General features: G+C 52.6%; 21 protein-coding genes. 1 reads left to right on the top strand and 20 read right to left on the bottom strand.

The window, feature by feature from the left end; genetic code table 11:
• The 19 genes from BIS10_RS03070 to BIS10_RS02980 all read right to left on the bottom strand — a co-directional run.
• The coding region (locus BIS10_RS03070; protein ID WP_253502330.1) for an EscU/YscU/HrcU family type III secretion system export apparatus switch protein at window positions 1-149 on the bottom strand (149 nt) is incomplete at its 3' end.
• 133 nt (window positions 150-282) lie between these two features.
• Complete coding sequence (gene cheZ / locus BIS10_RS03065; protein WP_054641155.1) at window positions 283-978, bottom strand: protein phosphatase CheZ; 696 nt, start codon at window positions 976-978, stop codon at window positions 283-285.
• A gap of 42 nt (window positions 979-1020) precedes the next feature.
• Window positions 1021-1410, bottom strand: coding sequence for a chemotaxis response regulator CheY (cheY, locus tag BIS10_RS03060; RefSeq protein WP_044629557.1), 390 nt, complete (start codon window positions 1408-1410; stop codon window positions 1021-1023).
• Window positions 1411-1463: 53 nt separating this feature from the next.
• Complete coding sequence (locus BIS10_RS03055) at window positions 1464-3167, bottom strand: methyl-accepting chemotaxis protein (protein ID WP_253502324.1); 1704 nt, start codon at window positions 3165-3167, stop codon at window positions 1464-1466.
• 57 nt (window positions 3168-3224) lie between these two features.
• Window positions 3225-4286: a chemotaxis response regulator protein-glutamate methylesterase gene (locus tag BIS10_RS03050; RefSeq protein WP_253502320.1), complete on the bottom strand. Its 1062-nt coding sequence runs from the start codon at window positions 4284-4286 to the stop codon at window positions 3225-3227.
• A gap of 84 nt (window positions 4287-4370) precedes the next feature.
• A complete protein-coding gene (locus BIS10_RS03045) occupies window positions 4371-5243 on the bottom strand; it encodes a CheR family methyltransferase (RefSeq protein ID WP_253502317.1) in 873 nt (290 codons plus the stop codon).
• Complete coding sequence (locus BIS10_RS03040) at window positions 5240-7417, bottom strand: methyl-accepting chemotaxis protein (protein ID WP_253502314.1); 2178 nt, start codon at window positions 7415-7417, stop codon at window positions 5240-5242. The genes BIS10_RS03045 and BIS10_RS03040 overlap by 4 nt, the downstream gene beginning before the upstream one ends.
• 75 nt (window positions 7418-7492) lie before the next feature.
• Entirely contained in the window at window positions 7493-8800 is a 1308-nt protein-coding gene (locus tag BIS10_RS03035) for a methyl-accepting chemotaxis protein (RefSeq protein ID WP_253502311.1), read from the bottom strand.
• 102 nt (window positions 8801-8902) lie between these two features.
• The gene (gene cheW / locus BIS10_RS03030; protein WP_062360450.1) at window positions 8903-9403 is read right to left on the bottom strand and encodes a chemotaxis protein CheW; all 501 of its coding nucleotides are present in this window, start codon (window positions 9401-9403) and stop codon (window positions 8903-8905) included.
• Window positions 9400-11502 (bottom strand): chemotaxis protein CheA, encoded by a 2103-nt coding sequence (cheA, locus tag BIS10_RS03025; protein ID WP_253502308.1) that lies wholly within the window; start codon window positions 11500-11502, stop codon window positions 9400-9402. The genes cheW and cheA overlap by 4 nt, the downstream gene beginning before the upstream one ends.
• A gap of 45 nt (window positions 11503-11547) precedes the next feature.
• Window positions 11548-12468, bottom strand: a complete 921-nt coding sequence (gene motB, locus BIS10_RS03020) for a flagellar motor protein MotB (RefSeq protein WP_253502305.1) — start codon at window positions 12466-12468, stop codon at window positions 11548-11550.
• Window positions 12465-13334, bottom strand: coding sequence for a flagellar motor stator protein MotA (gene motA / locus BIS10_RS03015; RefSeq protein WP_062360448.1), 870 nt, complete (start codon window positions 13332-13334; stop codon window positions 12465-12467). Before motA ends, motB begins: the two co-directional genes overlap by 4 nt.
• Window positions 13335-13559: 225 nt before the next feature.
• Complete coding sequence (flhC, locus tag BIS10_RS03010; protein ID WP_083026267.1) at window positions 13560-14084, bottom strand: flagellar transcriptional regulator FlhC; 525 nt, start codon at window positions 14082-14084, stop codon at window positions 13560-13562.
• Window positions 14081-14413, bottom strand: coding sequence for a flagellar transcriptional regulator FlhD (flhD, locus tag BIS10_RS03005; protein ID WP_044629566.1), 333 nt, complete (start codon window positions 14411-14413; stop codon window positions 14081-14083). Before flhD ends, flhC begins: the two co-directional genes overlap by 4 nt.
• 107 nt (window positions 14414-14520) lie before the next feature.
• Window positions 14521-14814, bottom strand: a complete 294-nt coding sequence (locus BIS10_RS03000; protein ID WP_044629567.1) for an EscU/YscU/HrcU family type III secretion system export apparatus switch protein — start codon at window positions 14812-14814, stop codon at window positions 14521-14523.
• Window positions 14798-16015 carry a flagellar hook-length control protein FliK gene (locus BIS10_RS18980; protein ID WP_253502303.1) on the bottom strand — a complete coding sequence of 406 codons (1218 nt, stop codon included), beginning with the start codon at window positions 16013-16015 and terminating at the stop codon, window positions 14798-14800. The genes BIS10_RS03000 and BIS10_RS18980 overlap by 17 nt, the downstream gene beginning before the upstream one ends.
• Complete coding sequence (gene fliT, locus BIS10_RS02990; RefSeq protein ID WP_083026298.1) at window positions 16012-16419, bottom strand: flagellar protein FliT; 408 nt, start codon at window positions 16417-16419, stop codon at window positions 16012-16014. Before fliT ends, BIS10_RS18980 begins: the two co-directional genes overlap by 4 nt.
• A 7-nt stretch (window positions 16420-16426) precedes the next feature.
• Window positions 16427-16843 (bottom strand): flagellar export chaperone FliS, encoded by a 417-nt coding sequence (gene fliS, locus BIS10_RS02985; RefSeq protein ID WP_058577008.1) that lies wholly within the window; start codon window positions 16841-16843, stop codon window positions 16427-16429.
• A gap of 172 nt (window positions 16844-17015) precedes the next feature.
• On the bottom strand, window positions 17016-18707 hold the full coding sequence (locus BIS10_RS02980; RefSeq protein ID WP_253502299.1) for an HD domain-containing phosphohydrolase: 1692 nt from the start codon (window positions 18705-18707) through the stop codon (window positions 17016-17018).
• A gap of 268 nt (window positions 18708-18975) precedes the next feature.
• Here BIS10_RS02980 and BIS10_RS02975 point away from each other — a divergent pair, with 268 nt between their 5' ends.
• Window positions 18976-19335, top strand: coding sequence for a flagellar protein FlaG (locus BIS10_RS02975; protein WP_052509943.1), 360 nt, complete (start codon window positions 18976-18978; stop codon window positions 19333-19335).
• Between the two features lie 105 nt (window positions 19336-19440).
• On the opposite strand, the gene fliE is transcribed toward BIS10_RS02975, so the two are convergent.
• Window positions 19441-19767, bottom strand: a complete 327-nt coding sequence (gene fliE, locus BIS10_RS02970; RefSeq protein WP_253502296.1) for a flagellar hook-basal body complex protein FliE — start codon at window positions 19765-19767, stop codon at window positions 19441-19443.
• Window positions 19768-19783: the final 16 nt, after the last annotated feature.

Raw genomic sequence — 19783 nt, 5'->3', positions numbered from 1 at the left:
ATACCCCACAACCCCATCACCCCACCCAGCAGCATCATGAAGGTAGTTAGTTCGCGGGATCGAGGCACCTGACCCTCTTCGCGGGCTTTATCTAATCGCCTGGGCGTGGCCTCTTCGGTTTTTTCCTGATCGCTGTCGTTATCTGCCATGCTGTTATCCGGCTGACGAGTGGCCAGTTGACCAAAATAAGGCATACCATAAACTCAGCCGCCCTAAAGGACGGCTGAACAGTCTACCTATTTTGCCAGATGCAGCGGCTTACAATGAGCTAATAACCCAGCATTAAAAGCCTAATTCGTCCAATAAGTCGTCTACCTGATCCTGGCCGGTAACGATATCAGGGGCGTTCTCTTTCACCTGCGGCCCATTAAGAAGATCTTCATTGCGGCGAGCTTTCTCATTTTTCCACTGATCTTCGGCCTTGCGCTGCATCGTTTCACGAGCTTCAACACCGGGAACATTGTCGATGAGTACCTGTACCAGCTGATGCTCGATCTCACGGATCACATCCATCATTTTCTTGATGACTTGACCGGTAAGATCCTGGAAATCCTGTGCCATCATAATGTCCATCAGCTCCTTGTTGGTCGCTGAGGTAATTTCTGGCACGTCGCTCAGGTAGGTGCGCGTCTCTTTTACCAACACCTTTGCGTCGTCTAGCTCTTTTGGTGCTTCGAACCACTCGGCCCAACGCTTGTCGAGTGCTTCCGCACGCTCAGAGAGCTGATCTTGCAGCGGCTGCGCACGATCAATGGCGTTCAACGCCCTGTCTGCAGCCTGCTCGGTCATCGTCGCCACGTAGTGCAGCCGGTCACGGGCGTCGGGGATCGCTTCAGCGGCCTTTTCAATCTCTTTGTCTAAGCCCAACTCGCGCATATTGTCACGCAGCATGCGGGTAAGCTTACCAATACGAAAGATAAGGTCTTCTGCGGCTTCTTCAGACAGTTGGGCAGAACCACCCTGCTCATTCTGACTCATTGTGTTGTCTCCTCGTTAACCGAGCGCCTTGGCTCAGCCGCGTCATTTACCCATTTTCTCGAAGATTTTATTCAGCTTCTCTTCTAGGGTCGCGGCAGTGAACGGTTTGACGACATAACCATTGGCACCCGCTTGTGCGGCAGCAATAATATTCTCTTTCTTTGCTTCGGCCGTTACCATCAGTACTGGCAAGTCTTTTAGCGCATTGTCCTGGCGAATCTCTTTCAGCATTTCCAGGCCATCTAGGTTGGGCATGTTCCAGTCGGAAACCACAAACTCAAAATTGCCCGCGCGCAATTTATTAAGCGCATCTTGACCATCTTCGGCTTCTTCAACATTAGTGAAGCCCAGCTCTTTCAGCAGGCTACGTACGATCCGGCGCATAGTGGGAAAATCGTCTACTACCAAGAAACTCATGTTCTTATCAGCCATTGGTCATCCTCTCAATAACGACATCTATAGGGTGACTGGGAATTCAGTCAGGGTTAAAATTCTTCCCACTCTTCGTGGTGCTGCTGGGCAGTTGCTCGACGATTCGGCGGTAAAGCCGTTGACTGAGCAGCAGACGCCTTAGGAACCGACGTGTGCGATGCTGATACACGCGTAGGTAACGCATGTGATGCCTGCTGAGCACTTAGCACCTGAAAGACCGCGACCGCCTCTTCTAAGCGATTTGCTTGCTCTTCTAGTGAAGCGGCCGCTGCGGTTGCCTGCTGGACTAACGCGGCATTTTGCTGAGTCACCTGGTCCATTTGCCCCACTGCCTGACTCACCTGCTCAATACCGTCGCTCTGCTCTTGGGACGCCGCTGAAATCTCATCCATGATATCTGTAACCCGGCGCACCGCGGTGACGACTTCCGTCATTGTCTGGCCCGCCTTTTCTACCAGAGATGAACCCTGGTTGATCTGACTAACAGACGCCTCAATCAGCGTTTTAATCTCTTTTGCCGCATCCGCACTGCGGCTAGCGAGGTTACGCACTTCCCCGGCCACCACCGCAAACCCGCGCCCTTGCTCGCCAGCCCGCGCTGCCTCAACCGAAGCATTCAGTGCCAGAATATTGGTCTGAAACGCGATGGAATCGATCACATTAGTGATATCTGCCACTTTTTGAGAGCTGGTGGAGATACCGTGCATGGTTTGCACCACTTGTTCAACGACTTGACCACCCTGCTCTGCTGTGGTGGAAGCATCAGCGGCTAGCGTACTGGCCTGTCGAGCGTTGTCAGCATTCTGTTTCACGGTGGCTGTCATCTGCTCCATACTGGCCGCCGTTTGCTCAATGGACGCTGCCTGCTGCTCAGTACGCGATGAAAGATCAGCATTGCCGCTGGCGATTTCTCGGGTGCCGTGGTGAATCTCTCGACTCCCCTCGCGCACGCGTGCCACCGTTGCGCTAAGGTTTTGCTGCATGGTGGCCATAGCCGAAAATAAACGGCCAATTTCGTTTTTACCGGCCTCTGGCAGCGGCTGCGTTAAGTCTGCCTCGGCAATGCGATCAAGCCGCTGAACGGCATTGTTAAGTGGCGCAATGACTGTGCGGCGTAAACCGATATAAATGGCCAGCGTCACTATCAGCGCAAGGCCTACCGCTAGCGCGTTGATTAAGGTAAACAGCTCTCCCTGAGACTCAGCATCCACACGGATTGTATCAACACGACCAAAACCATAATCGACGAAGGTATTAACACTTTCGGAGAGTGCGCTTAGTGGCTCGGCCAGTTCGCCTCGTAGCTGGTTAAACGTATTGATATCCATGAACTCAAAGCTAGCGTGTTGCTGCTTTACCAGATCAAGCACAGCGCGGAAGTTTTCATCGACAGCGCTTCCCAAAACTTCACCCTGTGCTGTACGCGGCGCGGCCAGATACTTCTCAAAGCGACGCTCGGCCCGTTCGATACGATTTGCCGCCATCTCTACCTGCTCATTAGATTGGCGAGTCTGCCCCACCATCAGTAAATTAGAGGCAGTCTCCATGGCTAGCATGGCTTGGTTGAGCAGAGAATCGGCGCGGTTCAGCTCGTTAAGCTGTTCATTTCCAATAAGATTCAGCGTCGCTAAGTTACTCTGAGCATTACGGTCAGCCACGACGCCAAGCCCAGCCACAACCAACATCAGCGTGACGAGGCAGGTTAGCGCCGTTACCACGGTCGAATGAATACTTAAATTGCGCAGTAAACGCGTCATTGTTATGGCTTCCCTTATTAATGCATGAACCAAGAAGGGTTTGACACTTCTTGGTACTTAAACGCGCTGCGCGCGCCCTGAAGCAGCAACCAGCGCCATAAGACGCGACGGTATATCGTCGAGTGCAACGACCTCGACTGCTCCCCCAACGGCAATCGCCTCTCGCGGCATACCAAAAACCACACAGGTCTCTTCATTTTGTGCGATCGTCGGCGCACCTGCTTGACGCATTTCTAATAGGCCTGCCGCGCCATCTTTTCCCATACCGGTCAGAATGACGCCGATGGCGTTTTTGCCAGCATGCTTAGAAGCGGAGTGAAACAACACATCTACCGAGGGGCGATGGCGGTTAACCGGCGGTCCATCGTTTAGGCGGGCTACGTAGTTGGCGCCACTGCGGGCAAGCTCTAAGTGCTGGTCGCCAGGGGCAATATAGGCATGGCCTGGCAGAACCCGCTCACCGTCCGTGGCTTCCTTGACGGTAATACGACACAGTCGATCCAGGCGTTCTGCAAAAGAGCGCGTGAAGCCACCGGGCATATGCTGGGTAATTAAAATGGCAGGCGCATTGGCAGGTAAAGGTTCTAATACGGCACGGATTGCTTCAGTGCCGCCAGTAGAAGCACCAATAATAATGAGCTTCTCGCTGGATATCATGGGTGCTTTAAGCTGAGTGGGCGGCGGCGTGTTTTTATGGCGTGCCTGACGCGGACGCGAACGAGCTGCAGCACGCAATTTTTCAGCAATTTCGTTGGCGTACTCCATCATACCGCTGCGAATACCCAGGCTTGGCTTCGCTACAAAATCCAGCGCACCGAGCTCCAGGGCGCGCAGGGTAATTTCAGAGCCGCTTTGGGTTAGCGACGACACCATCAGCACCGGCATAGGGCGCAATCGCATCAGCCGCTCAAGAAAATCGAGGCCGTCCATCCTCGGCATCTCGACATCAAGCGTCAGTACATCTGGGTTATGCTGCTTGATCAGATCTCGGGCAGCGATGGGGTCAGGCGCAACGGCGACAACTTCCATGTCTGGCTGTGAGTTAATGATTTCGGTCAGCAAATCACGAATCAGCGCCGAGTCATCGACGCACAACACTTTGATCTTGGCAGCGCTCAAAGCACGCCTCCTCTTACGGTATCCACCGCGGCATCACTCCCTGCTGGCAAACGCCCTCGTCGGAGCTTAGCTCACGTTTATTGTTCACTTATTCGCGAGGGTATAAACCGTTTGCCCGCGCAACTTAAACGCATCGCTGATATACGAGAAGTTTTCGGAGTGTCCCGCAAATAGCAGACCATCCTGTTTCATCAGCGGCGCAAACCGCTTCAAAATCTTAGCTTGCGTCTCTTTGTCGAAATAAATCATGATATTACGACAAAATATCGCATCAAAAGGGCCTTTGATAGGCCACTGAGGGGCCAGCAAGTTCAGTGGCATAAACTCAACAAGTGCCGAGACTTCTGGGCGCACGCGGGCAAGCCCGATGTGATTGCCGGTACCTTTTTGAAAGAACCGCTTCACTCGAGCTTCGTCCAGTTTGCGCACTTGTTCCTGGGGGTAAATCCCCTGACGTGCTTTCGCCAGTGCATCGGTATCAATGTCGGTAGCAATCACTTTGGCTTGGGAGGCTTTCGCGCCAAGTGTCTCTAGCAGCGTCATAGCAATCGAGTAGGGCTCTTCCCCTGTCGAAGCGGCTGAACACCAGATCGTTACCGGATCTTGCTTATGCCTAATATGTTCCGCCAATAATGGGAAGTGATGCGATTCACGAAAGAAAGCAGTTAGATTGGTAGTCAAGGCGTTGGTAAACGCCTCCCACTCTTTCGCGTCGGGTTGACGCTCCAGCCGCGACAGGTAGTCAGTAAAGCGCGTCATGCCATGATGGCGCAGCCGCTTAGCTAAGCGGCTATAAACCATTTCGCGCTTATGCTCAGCTAATACAATACCAGCGCGCTGGTAAATCAGCTCTCGAATGCGCGCAAAATCAGCATCGGTCAGCACCAGATCTCGTTCGATCTGCCCACTAGACGTCCACTGGCCAGCGTCAACTCCCCGTTCGCGTTGGTCTGTCAAAACTCTTCCCACTCCTCTACAGAGGCCATTTGCCGTTTCTTAGTCGGCACAGGCGATGTGGCACTGCTGTTATGTGCAGACCCCGCTGGCAACACATTTGCCTTTGGAGTTGCGGTCGCAGGCGGCTGCAAGCCAGTGGCCGCTAGCGGGCTTTGGTTAAGTCGAAACGCTTCAACGGAAAGCGACAACAGTCCTGCTTGTTGCTCTAGGGCAACAGCTGCCCGTGCAGTTTCTTGAACGCGCAGAGCATTTTGCTGTGTTGCTTGATCCATTTCCGCAACGGCTTGGTTGACTTCCGTAATACCGCTGCTTTGTTCCGCAGAAGCCGCCGAGATGTCGTGCATAATATGAGTAACGCTGCGTGCGGCTTCGGCAACCTCACTAATCGCTGCCTCAGCTTTTTCGACTAAGCCAGCGCCTACGCTCACTTCCTGGCTCGAATCGTCAATAAGTGTGCGAATTTCCTGCGCTGCTCCAGCACTACGCCCAGCAAGCTTACGCACCTCTTCGGCTACCACAGCGAAGCCACGACCATGCTCTCCCGCCCTGGCTGCCTCCACTGAGGCATTCAGAGCCAAGATGTTGGTCTGAAATGCAATCGAATCGATGACATTGATAATGTCAGTCATTTTTTGCGAGCTTTGTGTAATTCGCTGCATATTAGCGACCAGCTGTGTCATCAATTCGCCGGTTTGTGTAACCATGGTTGCATTGTTATCGGCCAGTCGGCGCGCTTCTTGAGCGTTATCGCTATTTTGCTTAACCGTGGTTGTCATCTCTTCCATACTGGAGGCAGTTTGCTGCAGCGAAGCTGCCTGCTGTTCAGTTCGCGTGGAGAGTGCTTCGTTGCCACTGGCAATGTCTTTAGCTGCTGGGGTGACTACGTCAATGCCACTTTTTACATCACTAATGATGTTGCTCAGGCTTTTACGCATGGTGTTGAGAGAGTCCATCAACTGTCCAATTTCATCCCGGCGTTTGGGCGGTACATGTGCCGCTAAATTGCCGCCTGCGATTTGCAACGTAAAACGTGACGCGCGCTTCAGTGGCGTAATAATAGAGCGCAGCGTTAGTACACTAATCAGTACCAGTAACAATAATCCTGCGCCTAATACACCAGCTTGTACGCTAAGCATGGCGGTTTGACCACGCTCGGCCTCTGCTGCCATTGCCTCCGCTGCTTCCTGCTTTTGAGCGATCAGTTGATTGACCATAGCGGATAGCTCCCGACCCTCCTCGTTCATCACACTGATAACAGCATCCAGGCCGGTGAACGCTTGGTAAGTCTCTTCAGCCTGTAGCACGCTAGCCGCTTGGTTCATGCCTTCAGACAAAAAAGCTTGTAGCTGCTCGTTGAACGAAGTGGCCAACGGCGTCGTATTCACATCGCGACTGAAGTACGCCTGCCAGATATCAACGATTTGTGTAGCACTTCCCTCTATCGCTTCCCCCATCTCGAAACGCTGGTTAATCAGCTCCATGCGCTCAGGCTCAATCAGTGCCTGACGTGTTTGCGCAATCGTTTGATCAATTTGCTGAAGGCGAATAACATCCCTTAAGCCATCGTTATTTAGCTCACCCAATCGTTCGCCTGCCACATTAAGGCCATAAAGCCCCACGCCACCGCTCGCTACTAGCAGGGCCCCTGCCACGACCACCATGCCAACTAATTTGGCACGTATTGTGTCGAGACGAATACGCTTAATGCGCTGTAACAAGCCCTTTTGGCGCACGCGCCCTTTATCCAAGTAGAGGCGCTTATTGCGCCCTTCTCGTATCTCTGCATAACGCTGTTCAGCCTGAGCAATCGCCTTGCGGGTCGCTTGCACCCGCACAGAGGTGTAACCAATTACTTGGTCGTTCTCTACAATCGGTGTGACGCTGGCGTCTACCCAGTAGTGGTCTCCATTCTTACAGCGATTTTTCACCAGCCCTCGCCATGTCTCCCCCGTCTGAACGGTTTTCCAGAGGTTCTCAAACGCAGGCGACGGCATATCTGGATGACGTATTAGGTTATGAGGCGCTCCTATCAGCTCTTCATGCTGATAGCCGCTAATCTCGATAAATGCTGGATTTGCGTAGGTTATACGCCCTTTTAGATCAGTACGCGAAACGAGAAAATCGTCTTGTTTCAGCTCAACTTCCCGTTGAGTCACTGGCTGGTTATTACGCATCATGCTGCCTTATTGTTTATGTTTTAACGCGGTAATAGTTTGGTTCATTCCATGGCCAGAGCAGAGAGCGCTGAGTTAGAATTCTTCCCACTCTTCGGTCAGCGCTTGTGTTTTAGTGGCCGGTAGTCGCTGCGTTGTCGTTGGCGAGTGCGAAGGGGCGCTGATTACACGTTTTTGTGTGTCGGGCTGCCCACCACCTGCTACACGGAACCGTTCCACGGCTTCACGCAGGCGTGCTGCCTCGCTCTCTAGCTCATTGGCGCTACGCGCGGCTTGCTGCACCAGCTGAGCATTCTGCTGAACGACTTGATCCATTTGCGCAACCGCTTGGTTAACTTGGCCAATACCGTTGCTCTGCTCTTCCGAAGCGGAGGCAATCTCATCCATGATGTCGCTAACGCGCTGTACCGCCGCGACGAGATCCTGCATGGTTTGGCCCGCCTGGTTCACGCGATGTGTACCAGCGTCTACTTTACCGAGCGACGCATCAATCAGCGTACGAATCTCTTTGGCAGCATTGGCACTGCGGCTGGCAAGGCTGCGAACTTCTTGTGCTACCACGGCAAAGCCCTTGCCATGCTCGCCCGCACGCGCCGCCTCTACAGAAGCGTTAAGCGCTAAGATATTGGTTTGGAAAGCGATATTGTCGATCAGGGTGATAATGTCAGCGACTTGATGAGAACTGGCGCTAATCTCCTGCATGATCTCAACAATGTTACTGACTTCTTCCCCACTGCGACGCGCCGTGAGCGTGGCATCACCTGCAAGCTGGCTCGCTTGGAGGGCATTATCGGCATTGTGACTTACAGTAGAAGCTAGCTGCTCCATGCTGGACGCCGTCTCTTCTAGCGATGAAGCCTGCTGTTCTGTGCGAGAGGAGAGGTCGTTGTTGCCGCTGGCAATGTGTTGGGAGCGCTCAAAAATCGTGGTGCCGCTACGCCTGACCACGCCAACAGTTTCCGACAAGGAACCTTGCATATGGGCCATCGCGCTATAGAGCTTGCCGATCTCATTGTTGCCAGGTGACTGGATCTGCTGATTGAGGTCACCCTGCGCCATGCGCTCAAAATAGCCGACCAGCCGATCCAGCGGGCGCAGTACGTTGGCACTGACGCCCCACACCACTACCACTACCGTTAAAACGGTCATGGCCACAACGCCGATCAATACCCAGCGGATGCGGGTGGCAAAGGAAGTAAAGGCCAACTGCTGGGCTTGTGGGTCGCTGGCACTTTGTACAATGGTCGCCCCGTGATGCAGCGCATAAAGACCGATACCACAGGCAATGAGCACCAGCAGCGAGAAGGTGGCCAATACTAGCCCCCAACTCAGACGGACGGTCATATTACTCATCAGTTGACGTACTAGCTGTGTCACACGCATTTCTCCAAACACAACCGTACTAGCCAGCGCTATCCATCGCGCCAGAGTGGGTTGTTTTTTGGCTCAAGATGGGCACGCCTCCCTGTGCCCCGTGGCAGGTCGTTAGCGGTTACTGGTGCTATCTACCAGCGCCATCTCTTCGCTCGTCAGCAGCTTATCGATATCGACCAGCACCAGCATTCGGTCATCCAGGCTACCGAGGCCACTTAGGAAATCAGAGGAGAGCGTTACGCCAAACTCTGGCGCAGGCTTGATTTGATCCGGCGTCAAGGTCATTACGTCAGAAACGCCATCTACCACGATACCTACGATACGATCTGCCACGTTGACGACGATCACCACAGTTTGGCCACCGTACTCAACGTTATCCAGGTGAAACTTAATGCGCAGATCCACAATCGGCACGATCACGCCACGCAGGTTCGTTACTCCCTTAATGAAGTCGGGTGCATTCGCAATACGTGTGACGTTTTCGTAACCACGAATTTCCTGCACCTTTAAGATATCAATGGCGTACTCTTCATCACCTAAAGAGAACACCAGGAACTCGCGATTTTCCGCTTCTGCTGCGGCTAGCACCGCCTCATTAGTTGCTTGACTCATGACGGCTCAGCCTCCTTGTAATAAGAGAGATATGGTTGGTTAGCGGCTTTTCCTGCTTCTTTTTTGGCACGGCTTAAGCGATGCAAGCCTGTGATATCCAGAATTAACGCAACACTGCCATCTCCCAAGATGGTAGCGGCCGATACCCCGGGCACTTTGCGGTAATTATCTTCGAGGTTTTTAACCACGACCTGTTGCTGGCCAATCAATTCATCGACCAGCATGGCATAGCGACGCCCTTCGCCCTGCACAATTACAGCGATGCTCTTAGTGGGGTCCGTAATGGCGTTCTCCACATCGAGCACTTCATGAATGGCTATTACGGGCAGGTACTCATCGCGTACTTTTAGTACCACGTCGTCCCCTGCCATGGCATACATATCGCCTTTGGCGGGCTGCAGTGACTCAAGTACGGTAGAGAGCGGCAGAATAAAGGTTTCCTTTCCGACTTTAATCGACATACCGTCGAGAATTGCCAGAGTTAGCGGCAGCACGATACGTGTATTAGTGCCTTCACCTTTTTTCGACTGGATCTCAACCCGGCCGCCCATGCCTTGAATATTCCGTTTGACAACATCCATGCCCACGCCACGTCCAGAGACATCGGTAACCTCTTTGGCAGTCGAGAAACCGGGGGCAAAAATCAGTTGAAAAACATCTTCATCCGACATGGTATCGGAGACGTTAAGACCATTCTCGCGGGCTTTCGCTAGCAGGCGATCACGATCCATTCCGGCGCCGTCATCACGCACTTCAATCAAAATATTGCCACCTTGATGCCGGGCAGACAGAACTAACTTACCCGTACGCGGCTTGCCCAGGGCTTCACGCTCGTCGGGCATTTCAACACCGTGGTCCAGACTATTACGCACCAAGTGCGTTAGTGGGTCGGTGATACGCTCGACTAAGCTTTTATCAAGCTCTGTGGATTTACCTTCGGTGATCAGTTCAATCTCTTTGCCTAGTTTGCCAGCGGTATCACGAACTACACGCGGAAAACGGCTAAATACGAACTCCATGGGGATCATGCGAATCGACATGACCGCTTCCTGAAGATCGCGGGCATTACGCTGCAATAGGCTCATGCCATTCTGTAGCGAACTGTTGCCGACCGACTGGTCGCCAAGATCACTCACTGTTTGGTCCAGCATCGACTGAGTGATGATCAGCTCGCCCACCAAGTTAATAATCTGGTCGACCTTATCCACGGACACCCGAATAGAGGAGGACTCTGCTGCTGCCTTTTTCGGAGCCGCTTTACCTGGTTTACTGCTAGCAGGCGTCTTACTGGCGTGTGCTTTTTCGGCCACTGGCGCGGCTGGCTTCTCTTCTGCCGCAGAGGGCTCAGCCGGTGCGCTGGGTACAGGTGTTGCGGGCTCTGCTGCCGAAGCAGCCTCCTCCGCAGCTACCGTGGTGATTTCAATTTGTTCTGGCTCAATAATGAAGCACATTACGGCTTCAATATCATCGGCGCTGACGCCCCCTTTTAGGGTGACCTCATAACGCTTTTCATCCCCCGACTGGGATTGAATATCGCCTAGCTGCTCTAACTCTTCTACCAGCAGCCCACGATCTTTATCGCCCACATTGAGAAGCGCCACTTTGAGGGTATGCTCGCTGGAGCTAGCGGCTGCCGATGCTTCTTTGTCGTCCTCTGCAGGCGCTGATTTTTGAGGGGCCGGTGCCGCCGCAGGGGCATCAAGTGTTTTGCCAATCTCTTCGAGGGCAATTTGCTGCAGCGTTTGGCAGATACGCTCATACGCTTCTTGATTGGGTTCTTCCTCGTTGCGATAGGCATCGAGTTGCTCGTGCATGATGTCTTTGGCCTCTAAAAAGGTATCCACGAGGTCAGCACGCAGGGTGAGTTCCCCTTTGCGCGCGTGATCCAGCAGGTTTTCGAAAATATGCGTGGTTTTTTGTAGCACGCTAAAACCGAAGGTTCCTGCGCCACCTTTGATAGAGTGGGCTGCGCGGAAGATAGCGTTCAACTGCTCGCTATCCGGATCATCGACATCCAGTTCCAATAAGTGCTGCTCCATATCAGCGAGCAGCTCTTCAGCCTCTTCAAAAAAGGTGTCAAAAAAATCCGCTATATCCATGCACCGCTCCACGTGAACGTCATATTTTTTTGTGACAAGCCGCGCTTACTGGTCGTCGTTGGCTTGTGGGGTGTTTTGTGGCACTAGCTCTTCCGGCACCTCTTCCTCAGAAAACTGAGCATCAGGCGCTAGAATACCAGGGTTACGAATGGCTTCGGCAATTTCAGGTAACAACACAACCAACTCAATACGTCGATTGATCGGATCAGTTGGCGCAGTGTCAGCCAACAACACACGATCAGCAAAGCCCGATACGCGCAACAATTGATCTGGATCAAGCCCGCCGGCAACAAGCTCTCGGCGCGAGGCGTTCGCTCGATCATTTGAGAGCTCCCAGTTGCTGTAGCCACGATATCCTCCAGCATACGGCACACTATCAGTATGCCCACTAATACTTAAATCGTTAGGCAACTCATTGAGAAGAGGAGCTATGGTGCGTAGCAAACTACGCATATAGGGAGCGACCTGATCACTACCAAGCTCAAACATGGGTCGCTGCTCGGTATCCAAGAGTTGGATCCGTAACCCTTCACGGGTTAGATCAAAACGCATTTGGTTACGTAGTTCACGCAACTCGGGGTCGCGCTCAATCGCACGTTCAATGCGCTCCTGCAAATCATTAAAGAAGCGCCGTTCTTGAGCACTAGGGCGTGTATGCTGCATTACATCAATACGAGCGCGTTCACCATCACTATGAGTAGGATCAGGGCCACCACCAGGAATCACGCTGGTACTACCTGACATGTCGCCGCCTGTAATTGCAGTAACCAGGGGCGTACTGAAATACTCCGCCACACCTCGGCGGGTCTCTTCGCTGGAGACACTCAAAATCCACATCACTAGGAATAGCGCCATCAACGCGGTCATAAAATCCGCTAGGGCAATCTTCCAAGCTCCCCCGTGGTGAGCATGGACGACTTTTTTACGCCGAATAATGATCGGACGCTTATCCCCACCCTTACTCATGCACTACCGCCTTTTTTGGCGTCACGAACGTACTCTTCAAGCTCAGTGAAACTGGGACGCTCTGCGGTATGCAGTGCCTTGCGACCAAACTCAACAGCTAATTGAGGCGCATAACCGTGCAAGCTTGCTAGTAAGGTGACGCGGATACACTGCAACATTTTTTCTGCTTCTTTTGCTTGTCGCTCGGCGTAGCTGGCCACTGGACTTATAAACCCGTACCCCAACAAAATGCCTAAAAAGGTACCTACTAGCGCTAGCGCAATCATTTCACCCATCTGAGCGGGTGTGGCATCAGCGTAGGTCAAAGCCTTAATTACCCCCATAACAGCAGCAACGATACCGAATGCAGGCATCGCATCCCCCACTTTAGAGATCGCATCAACTGGAATATGAGCTTCCTGTTCGAATGCCTCGATTTCATGCAGCATAAGCTCATCAATTTCCATTGGCTCCATGCCGCCACTGACCATGAGGCGCAAATAGTCAGTTAAGAAATCCATGATGTGTGGGTCCGCCAGCACGGTTGGGTGCTCTTGAAATAAAGGACTCTCTTGAGGGTTATCGATATCGCGCTCAATCCCTAGCATACCCTCACGGCGCACCTTGGAAAGAATCTTGTACTGCAATGCCATTAGCTCCATGTACAGCGCTTTATTATATTTTTTGGTTCGCTTGAGCTTGGGCAGTATCTTAAAAGTAGCTTTAATGGCTTTACCATTATTGGCAGCAATAAAAGCACCGACCCCTGCGCCGCCAATCATGAGCAACTCCGTGGGCTGATACAGCGGCCCCAAGCTACCACCTGCTAACACATACCCGCCAAATACAGATAGCAGTACGACGACATAACCTAAGGGAATCAGCACAAGCAGTGTCCTTGCGATATCAGTTTTTTATCGACGAAGCCACACCCATTTCTTCACCAAGAAGGCATGAGCAGCTCCACCCCAAGTGCAACTTAGCAATATCATACTAAGGCGCATGCAATGTTTAATGAGAAATTACCAGCGTCTTTTACCGCTATCTAAACGTTAAAGAGGTAGTGTATTCGTTCTATACCCTGCTGCTAGTAGCGTGACAATTTTATACGTTCAACGCTGTGCTTTACGGGTTTTCCCTGCACGCGAAGGCGGCTGACAAATACCACACACATAATCATGTGTCGGACTATGAGCATGGGCAACAAAGCGACCTTCACATCTTGTACAAGTCGTTAGCTGCAACAAATCACTTTCAAAAAAGCGCACCAACGTCCAAGCACGAGTAAGCCCCAGCACCGGCTCCACGCCTTCCAGTGAAATCTGCTCCTCGTACAAACGATAAGCTTTAACAAACGCGTCTATACGCTCGCAGTCAGCCCCCTTCAATAAACCTGTATAAATATTGTAAAAAAACGAGGAGTGCACATTGGGCAACCACGTAACAAACCAGTCTGCTGAAAATGGCAACATCCCTTTCGGTGGAGACATGCCACGCACTTCCTTGTAGAGCTTAATCAACCGGGTACGGCTAAGCTCTGTTTCTGTCTCCAGCACCTGTAGCCGTGCACCCAACTCAATCAGCTCAATGGCCAGCTGCACTTGGTGCATTTCATCAACCAAGCTCTTCTGGCTCACTCCGACTCTCCCGACGACAAAGACTCCAAGGGCTCACAAGCCGAAAGCAGTGATGCATGTAACCCAGATAACCCTTGATCTCTGGGGTTTTCTAAAATTTCGCGCAAACGTCGCCCACTCGAATGGCTAAATCGGCAGACTAACTGGTTGCTGCGCGCCAGCTTAGTGAGTTGCCAGGCATTCAGTGATACCAATAAATCGGCAAGTTCACTGTCTATTTTCAGGCGAAACATAGCTGCTTCGCGATCCTCGCTCAGCAAACGCTGCGCAAGAAGCAAGTACGCTAAGTTAATTTCTTGAATTTCATCGAGAAAGCTTGTTTGACTCATAGTGTCCCATCGAACGACACAGGCGCGACATTGTGACCGTTATACTGGCGCCATTGATGACTTTTTTCTTTACCCAGCACCATGGTTGCATACAACGCTTGTATTGGCTACTTGAGCGTTTCACGATGACTTATCCCATTCTCAGATAGCTCAAACACCCAAACAAGCAGCTCAGCGACCACTTGATATAGGCTCGCCGGGATCTCGGCATCCAAATCTAACTGCATGAGCAGCGCCACAAGCTCTGGTGCATCGTGAACATAAATACCCTGGCGCTGGGCTTCGGCCATAATTCGCTCAGCCAGCTCACCATACCCTTTGGCTACTACACGTGGAGCCTGCTCCCCTTCTTGATACGCAAGTGCAACCGCTTGCCGTCGCCGATCACCCGATGTCATCATGATGGCGCTCCAATGTTACATACCTAGCCTTGATCTGAACTTTATGAAAATCAAGGGCGTTTAAACGCTGCCCCAATGAGCTAACCCCCTCCTCAAGACGCTGATGCGTGCCAGCATTATCAGTGGTCAAATCAATACTCAGCGTCTTTTGATGAAGCCATAGTGCAATGCTGAAGCTACCTAAGTTAGGCACATCAAGCTGCATTTCGGAGCGCCAGCTCTCCTCCGCACCCTCCTCTTCCGATGAACCTCCTTGCCCCCCTTCACGCCCAGGCAGGTTGATCACTAACGCCATAAAAATCCCAGCCCACACATCACCTTCCCAGCGGAGCGTTGGCATCACCAACATCTCCAACTGCTGACGCACCAACCCCTGTAAGCTCTCATGAACGACCTCTCGTGAGCCACGGCTAAGCGCTTCCGGCTCGCTGGCAGCCGGCAATGTCAACGAGGCTGGATTAATCTCTCGACGCTCCGCAGCAGCTGGCGTCGGCGAAGTCGAGGCTGGGAGCATGACAACAGGGCGCTCTAAGAGCAGTTTATTATCGCCATTCATAGGCACTAGGGACGTATTGGGCAAAATACCGGGGGTGGCGCTTGAGCGTAAAGCGGCTATTGAGGGGGTTGTGGCTAATACCGCAGAAGCAAAATTTGGTAAAAAAGGAGCTGTCGGGCGAGGCCCAGGTTGCATTTGTGGTTCACGCAGTAGTTGCTGGCGTGGAGTTTCACCTTGAAACCAACGCTTCAGGTGGGACTCATAAAATAATCCACTATCGCGGATGCTTGCTTCTAAACGACTTGCCAGCACTTGCGCCGATGGTGCGTCTTGAGCCGACATCAGCGGGGCCTGGGGCTTCATTACCGCTGGAGGTGCCGGGAAACGCAGTAATACATCCGCAATCGTGCGAGCAGCAGGGCTGAAGTGTGTCTGTGTTGAGGTGGGTGCGCCATTACCAGTGGGAGGACTTCCAGGCTGAGACTGACGCGCCCCCTCAGACGCACCTGGCAACCGCTTTAGGTCACCAAGCAGGGGAGCAAGCGGACGGCCATCCAACCCTGCATCGCCTTGCAAGGCACGTGGCCCCTCCCCCGGTAAGACTGGCTGTACTGGCGCATTTAATACACGCTGAGAGGACACCTCTCCCTGGCGCCCAAGCACTTGATGTAAGAGGGTATCAATAAGCGGCGTAATGCCACTCACGATGCCCCCTTATTCTGAGAAGCATCGACATCAAAGGCGCTATAAGCTCCCTGCTGGGGAGCATAAGCTCGGTGCAGGTCCCGCTGGCGCTGGGTGACGCCAATCAGCCTGCCAAGCTCATCGCGTCGTGCCACCAGGCGACGACGAATCTCCACATCATGCTCTAAGATATGTTCTATTAACTCTGTTTTACGCTGCTTACCTGCAGCGTCAAGCGTAACGTGTGCATCCAGCTCACGGAGCTCTTCTACGAGCATCACATAATTACTGCGTTGCTCGATCAACTCGGCCCACTGTTCAGCATCTGCAAGCTCATGCATGTCATTCACACGCACCAACAGCTTTTCGTATGCATCGAGCAGCGTTTGCTGAGAAATATCACGAACTGCTTCGGGAGCTGCCATGCCTGCCTCACGCACTCTGCTGTTGACCGATTTCACGCCATGCTGAGGCGATATCCTCAAGCAACCGCTCAGCTTGGTTGAGGCTCTCTTCGTCGTTTCGCAAGTTAGCTGTTAACAGCAAGCGGGCGATATAATCGTAAAGTGAGGCGAGCCTCTCTGCAATGACACCCCCTTGCTCTTGATCAAGGGCGGCCGCTAAACCGTTATTAACAATATCCAACGCTTTGGAAATTGACTTGCCTTTTTCAGCTCGGTTGCCAGCTTGCATGTGAATTCGCGCTGCGCGGATTGCCGCCTGAGCGCCATCAAATAGCATCACGATCAGCTGGTGAGGATCAGCTGACATGACACCACTTTCAACACCGACACGGGCATAAGCATTAGCGCCTCGTCCGTTAGCGGCGCCACCGCGAGTGTAGGTCATTAGTGGGCACTCCTTTATAGGGTGTAACAACAGCTAGGGCAAAAAGCCAGTCGTGCTGTTCATCATTCAAGGTTGAGCATATATGCTCAGCTATTAAATATATCGGCGAAGCCACAGCAGACTTTAATGCCTGATTACTTTTTAATTTAGCTGCTTGCCTGAATTCGGCGTCCTATGTAGAAACCGCCACTTCTCTGACAGGCTTGCCTAGTCGCTCAAAAACATCGCCACGCAACACACTCCCTAAATTATCGCGCATTGGCGGCTCAGCTGCTTGGGCCAGCACCACCTCTGCTGGCGCCCCACTATCATCAAGGCGCAAAATCCAGGCAAGCTGATCACTAGAGAAAAGCGCTAACGACCCCACCGGCAGGACCTTGAAATGTTCGACATAACGCCTCATCCAACGGCGATCAAACTGATGCGGATGAGCCAGCAAGTGGCGGTAAATTTGCTGCGCCGTGCGGGCCGGGCGATCTGGGCGATCTCGCCGCATCGCCTCAACAACGTCAACCACTGCACTGGCTTTCGCCAACTCGTTAATATCATCCCCGGTGATTCCTGCCGGATAGCCACTACCATCAAGCCGCTCGTTGATCCCCCCAATGACCGCTTGCGCCACCGTAGCAGACAGCCATTGGCAGGTATGTAGCCGAGCCATCAAGAGGGAAACATGCTCACTTAATGCCTGCCGATGTGTCGCTTCAAAATTTGGCGCTTTGAACACGACCTGAGGAATAAGCGCCTTACCCAAATCATGCACCAGCCCGCTGGCAACGATCGCCTTGCGCACATCCCGCGGCATATTGGCTCCTACTAAATCCAGCAAATGGACTGCAACAGCAATCCCGTGCCTTACCAGCAGCGGCTCTAAAGACAAACAGCGGGAGGCAAACAGCAGTCCCTCTCGATCTTCTTCATGCAGCATCAGTAAGCGGTCCGCATTACGAGAGAGCTGCCTTGAATCAATATCACTGCCTTGCTGAAGCATGAGCAACTGTGCATCAAGATAAGCAGCTACCTTAACCAAACGCCTTGCCATCGGTGTGGCATAGCGGCGTATATCGCGCCGTCCTATGTGCTCAGTATCTGGAGTGCGTTTGCCTGGCTGCTCAAACAGAGGCGATGGCTGCCGCTCCTCCTGCGCCTCCTTTTTATAACGCGCAGCTTCACGCTCAATCTCGCAGACAAAGTACCAAATCTGCCGTTCCTGCTCGGAAGTGCACCCTGCAAAGCGAAAGCCAACGCGTAGCATGTGCCGCTCGGGATCAGTTTTCTGATGGCGGGCAACGCCATTCACTTCAAAGTAAGTGCCGTTTGGAAAGGTAAACGCAAGTTTGAGCGAGTATTGCGTTTCAGCCAAAACACCGCTTGCTGTTAATGGCAACTCAAGCTGGCACCCATCCTGGGAGAGGTCACGGAGCTCCCCCTGGGCACTCTCACCACTCTCACCAACAACCAGTGCAGACACCACCATTCCCATGCGCAATTCAGCACGATATGACTCGCGTCGTTGCAGCACTTCGACCGAACTTGGGTAATTACTACAACAAAGAAAACGACCACCAGAACGACGGGTCTCCGTCAAAGATAACAGCGGTGTCCGCACCACTTTTCCCTGTGACTGACCCCGCAAAAAAAATTGCTCTCCCTGCTGTAAACGACTTAGCAGGTAGTCAACCGATGACAGATCCATTACCAGCGTTTCGCCCGCGTGCTGCTCCATCAAGACCACTGGCTCTGGACGCGCATCAGGAGTGGCCAAGCAGAGAGTCACCCCACCGCTCTCTATCATAGTATTCAGAAGAGAGCTGATTACCGATGGGCTAGTGACGCTCTCGTACTCATCTTGTTGGACTGCCATGCGTGCCTCGCTTTCCCCAGACGCGTTATACGTTAACGCTCATCACAAAGCAGCAGAGCATAACAGAAGCCTTTATCGAGCCGCATGTCCGCCATAGGACTCATAACACTTTTCTTTTCATCTATAGTAAAAGGATAAAGTTTGTGACAAACGCGCCGATAGATTGAAAAAGAGGCTCATCACCAGACGGTAAACGGCCTCAATGCCTTTACTCGGTTACGTTGCCTAGCCCCCCCCGGCGGGCTTATTTAATAGAGGAACGTTGTACATGAGCCCACTATCCATTGACTCAGCCACACCAGCAATAACGGCCGCTTTATCGCAGGAACGCTCTACGCGCCCCGCTATCGATCCCCTACCTCCAGTCACCCCAAGCGGCGATGAAGCAGCAGCAGATGGCAATAAGGCCACAAAAGAAGCGCTTGTTGAACCGATACAGCGCATTAACGATGTCATGCGTCCCCGTGGGTTGGAATTTGATATTAGCGAACAATCGGCTCGCATCATTACAAGGGTCATTGATCGAGAAACGGGTGACGTCATACGTCAAATACCAGCAGAAGAAGTGCTGCTACTGGCCGAGCGGCTAGAAGAACTGCAAGGAAAACTGATCTCTCTTAAAGCATAGAAACCAAGCGAACGCTGCGGGCGCCTTGAAAAGCGATAACGTACCAGCCTAAGCGTTCGCCTTCCCACTACCCACCCAGCTAGCCGCATAACTACTTTACGCCCCCTATACCTGCATATTCATCACATCACGATAGGCAGTTACTAGGCGGTTGCGCACCTGCATGCCCATTTGAAAGGCCACACTGGCTTTTTGCATATCTACCATCACATCGTTTAACTCAATGTTTGGCTCGCCTGCCTGAAACGCCATCGCCTTGGTATTAGCCGCTTGCTGCAACCGATTAATTCGCTGTATAGAGGACTGCAGCTCACTTCCAAAGCCACCTTGACCAACAGCGGTTGCCACATGCTCCCCTTTAATAGGCTGAGCCGCTTGTGCCGCTAGCCCCTGCATCTGTTGCAGCGCAGACTGTATAGAAGGTGAACTCATACGCAGGCCTCATTTT

The sequence above is a fragment of the Halomonas sp. 707B3 genome, assembly GCF_024158645.1.
GTDB lineage: Bacteria > Pseudomonadota > Gammaproteobacteria > Pseudomonadales > Halomonadaceae > Vreelandella > Vreelandella lionensis.
Note: the sequence above shows the minus strand (reverse complement) of the source record. Positions and strands in the feature narration are given on the sequence as shown.

Excerpts from the sequence above, each read along its gene's own strand:
- cheZ (WP_054641155.1), bottom strand. The coding sequence starts at position 978 with ATGAGTCAGAATGAGCAGGGTGGTTCTGCCCAACTGTCTGAAGAAGCC.
- cheY (WP_044629557.1), bottom strand. The coding sequence starts at position 1,410 with ATGGCTGATAAGAACATGAGTTTCTTGGTAGTAGACGATTTTCCCACT.
- BIS10_RS03055 (WP_253502324.1), bottom strand. The coding sequence starts at position 3,167 with ATGACGCGTTTACTGCGCAATTTAAGTATTCATTCGACCGTGGTAACG.
- BIS10_RS03040 (WP_253502314.1), bottom strand. The coding sequence starts at position 7,417 with ATGCGTAATAACCAGCCAGTGACTCAACGGGAAGTTGAGCTGAAACAA.
- BIS10_RS03035 (WP_253502311.1), bottom strand. The coding sequence starts at position 8,800 with ATGCGTGTGACACAGCTAGTACGTCAACTGATGAGTAATATGACCGTC.
- cheW (WP_062360450.1), bottom strand. The coding sequence starts at position 9,403 with ATGAGTCAAGCAACTAATGAGGCGGTGCTAGCCGCAGCAGAAGCGGAA.
- cheA (WP_253502308.1), bottom strand. The coding sequence starts at position 11,502 with ATGGATATAGCGGATTTTTTTGACACCTTTTTTGAAGAGGCTGAAGAG.
- motB (WP_253502305.1), bottom strand. The coding sequence starts at position 12,468 with ATGAGTAAGGGTGGGGATAAGCGTCCGATCATTATTCGGCGTAAAAAA.
- flhD (WP_044629566.1), bottom strand. The coding sequence starts at position 14,413 with ATGAGTCAAACAAGCTTTCTCGATGAAATTCAAGAAATTAACTTAGCG.
- BIS10_RS03000 (WP_044629567.1), bottom strand. The coding sequence starts at position 14,814 with ATGATGACATCGGGTGATCGGCGACGGCAAGCGGTTGCACTTGCGTAT.
- fliT (WP_083026298.1), bottom strand. The coding sequence starts at position 16,419 with ATGGCAGCTCCCGAAGCAGTTCGTGATATTTCTCAGCAAACGCTGCTC.
- fliS (WP_058577008.1), bottom strand. The coding sequence starts at position 16,843 with ATGACCTACACTCGCGGTGGCGCCGCTAACGGACGAGGCGCTAATGCT.
- BIS10_RS02980 (WP_253502299.1), bottom strand. The coding sequence starts at position 18,707 with ATGGCAGTCCAACAAGATGAGTACGAGAGCGTCACTAGCCCATCGGTA.
- BIS10_RS02975 (WP_052509943.1), top strand. The coding sequence starts at position 18,976 with ATGAGCCCACTATCCATTGACTCAGCCACACCAGCAATAACGGCCGCT.
- fliE (WP_253502296.1), bottom strand. The coding sequence starts at position 19,767 with ATGAGTTCACCTTCTATACAGTCTGCGCTGCAACAGATGCAGGGGCTA.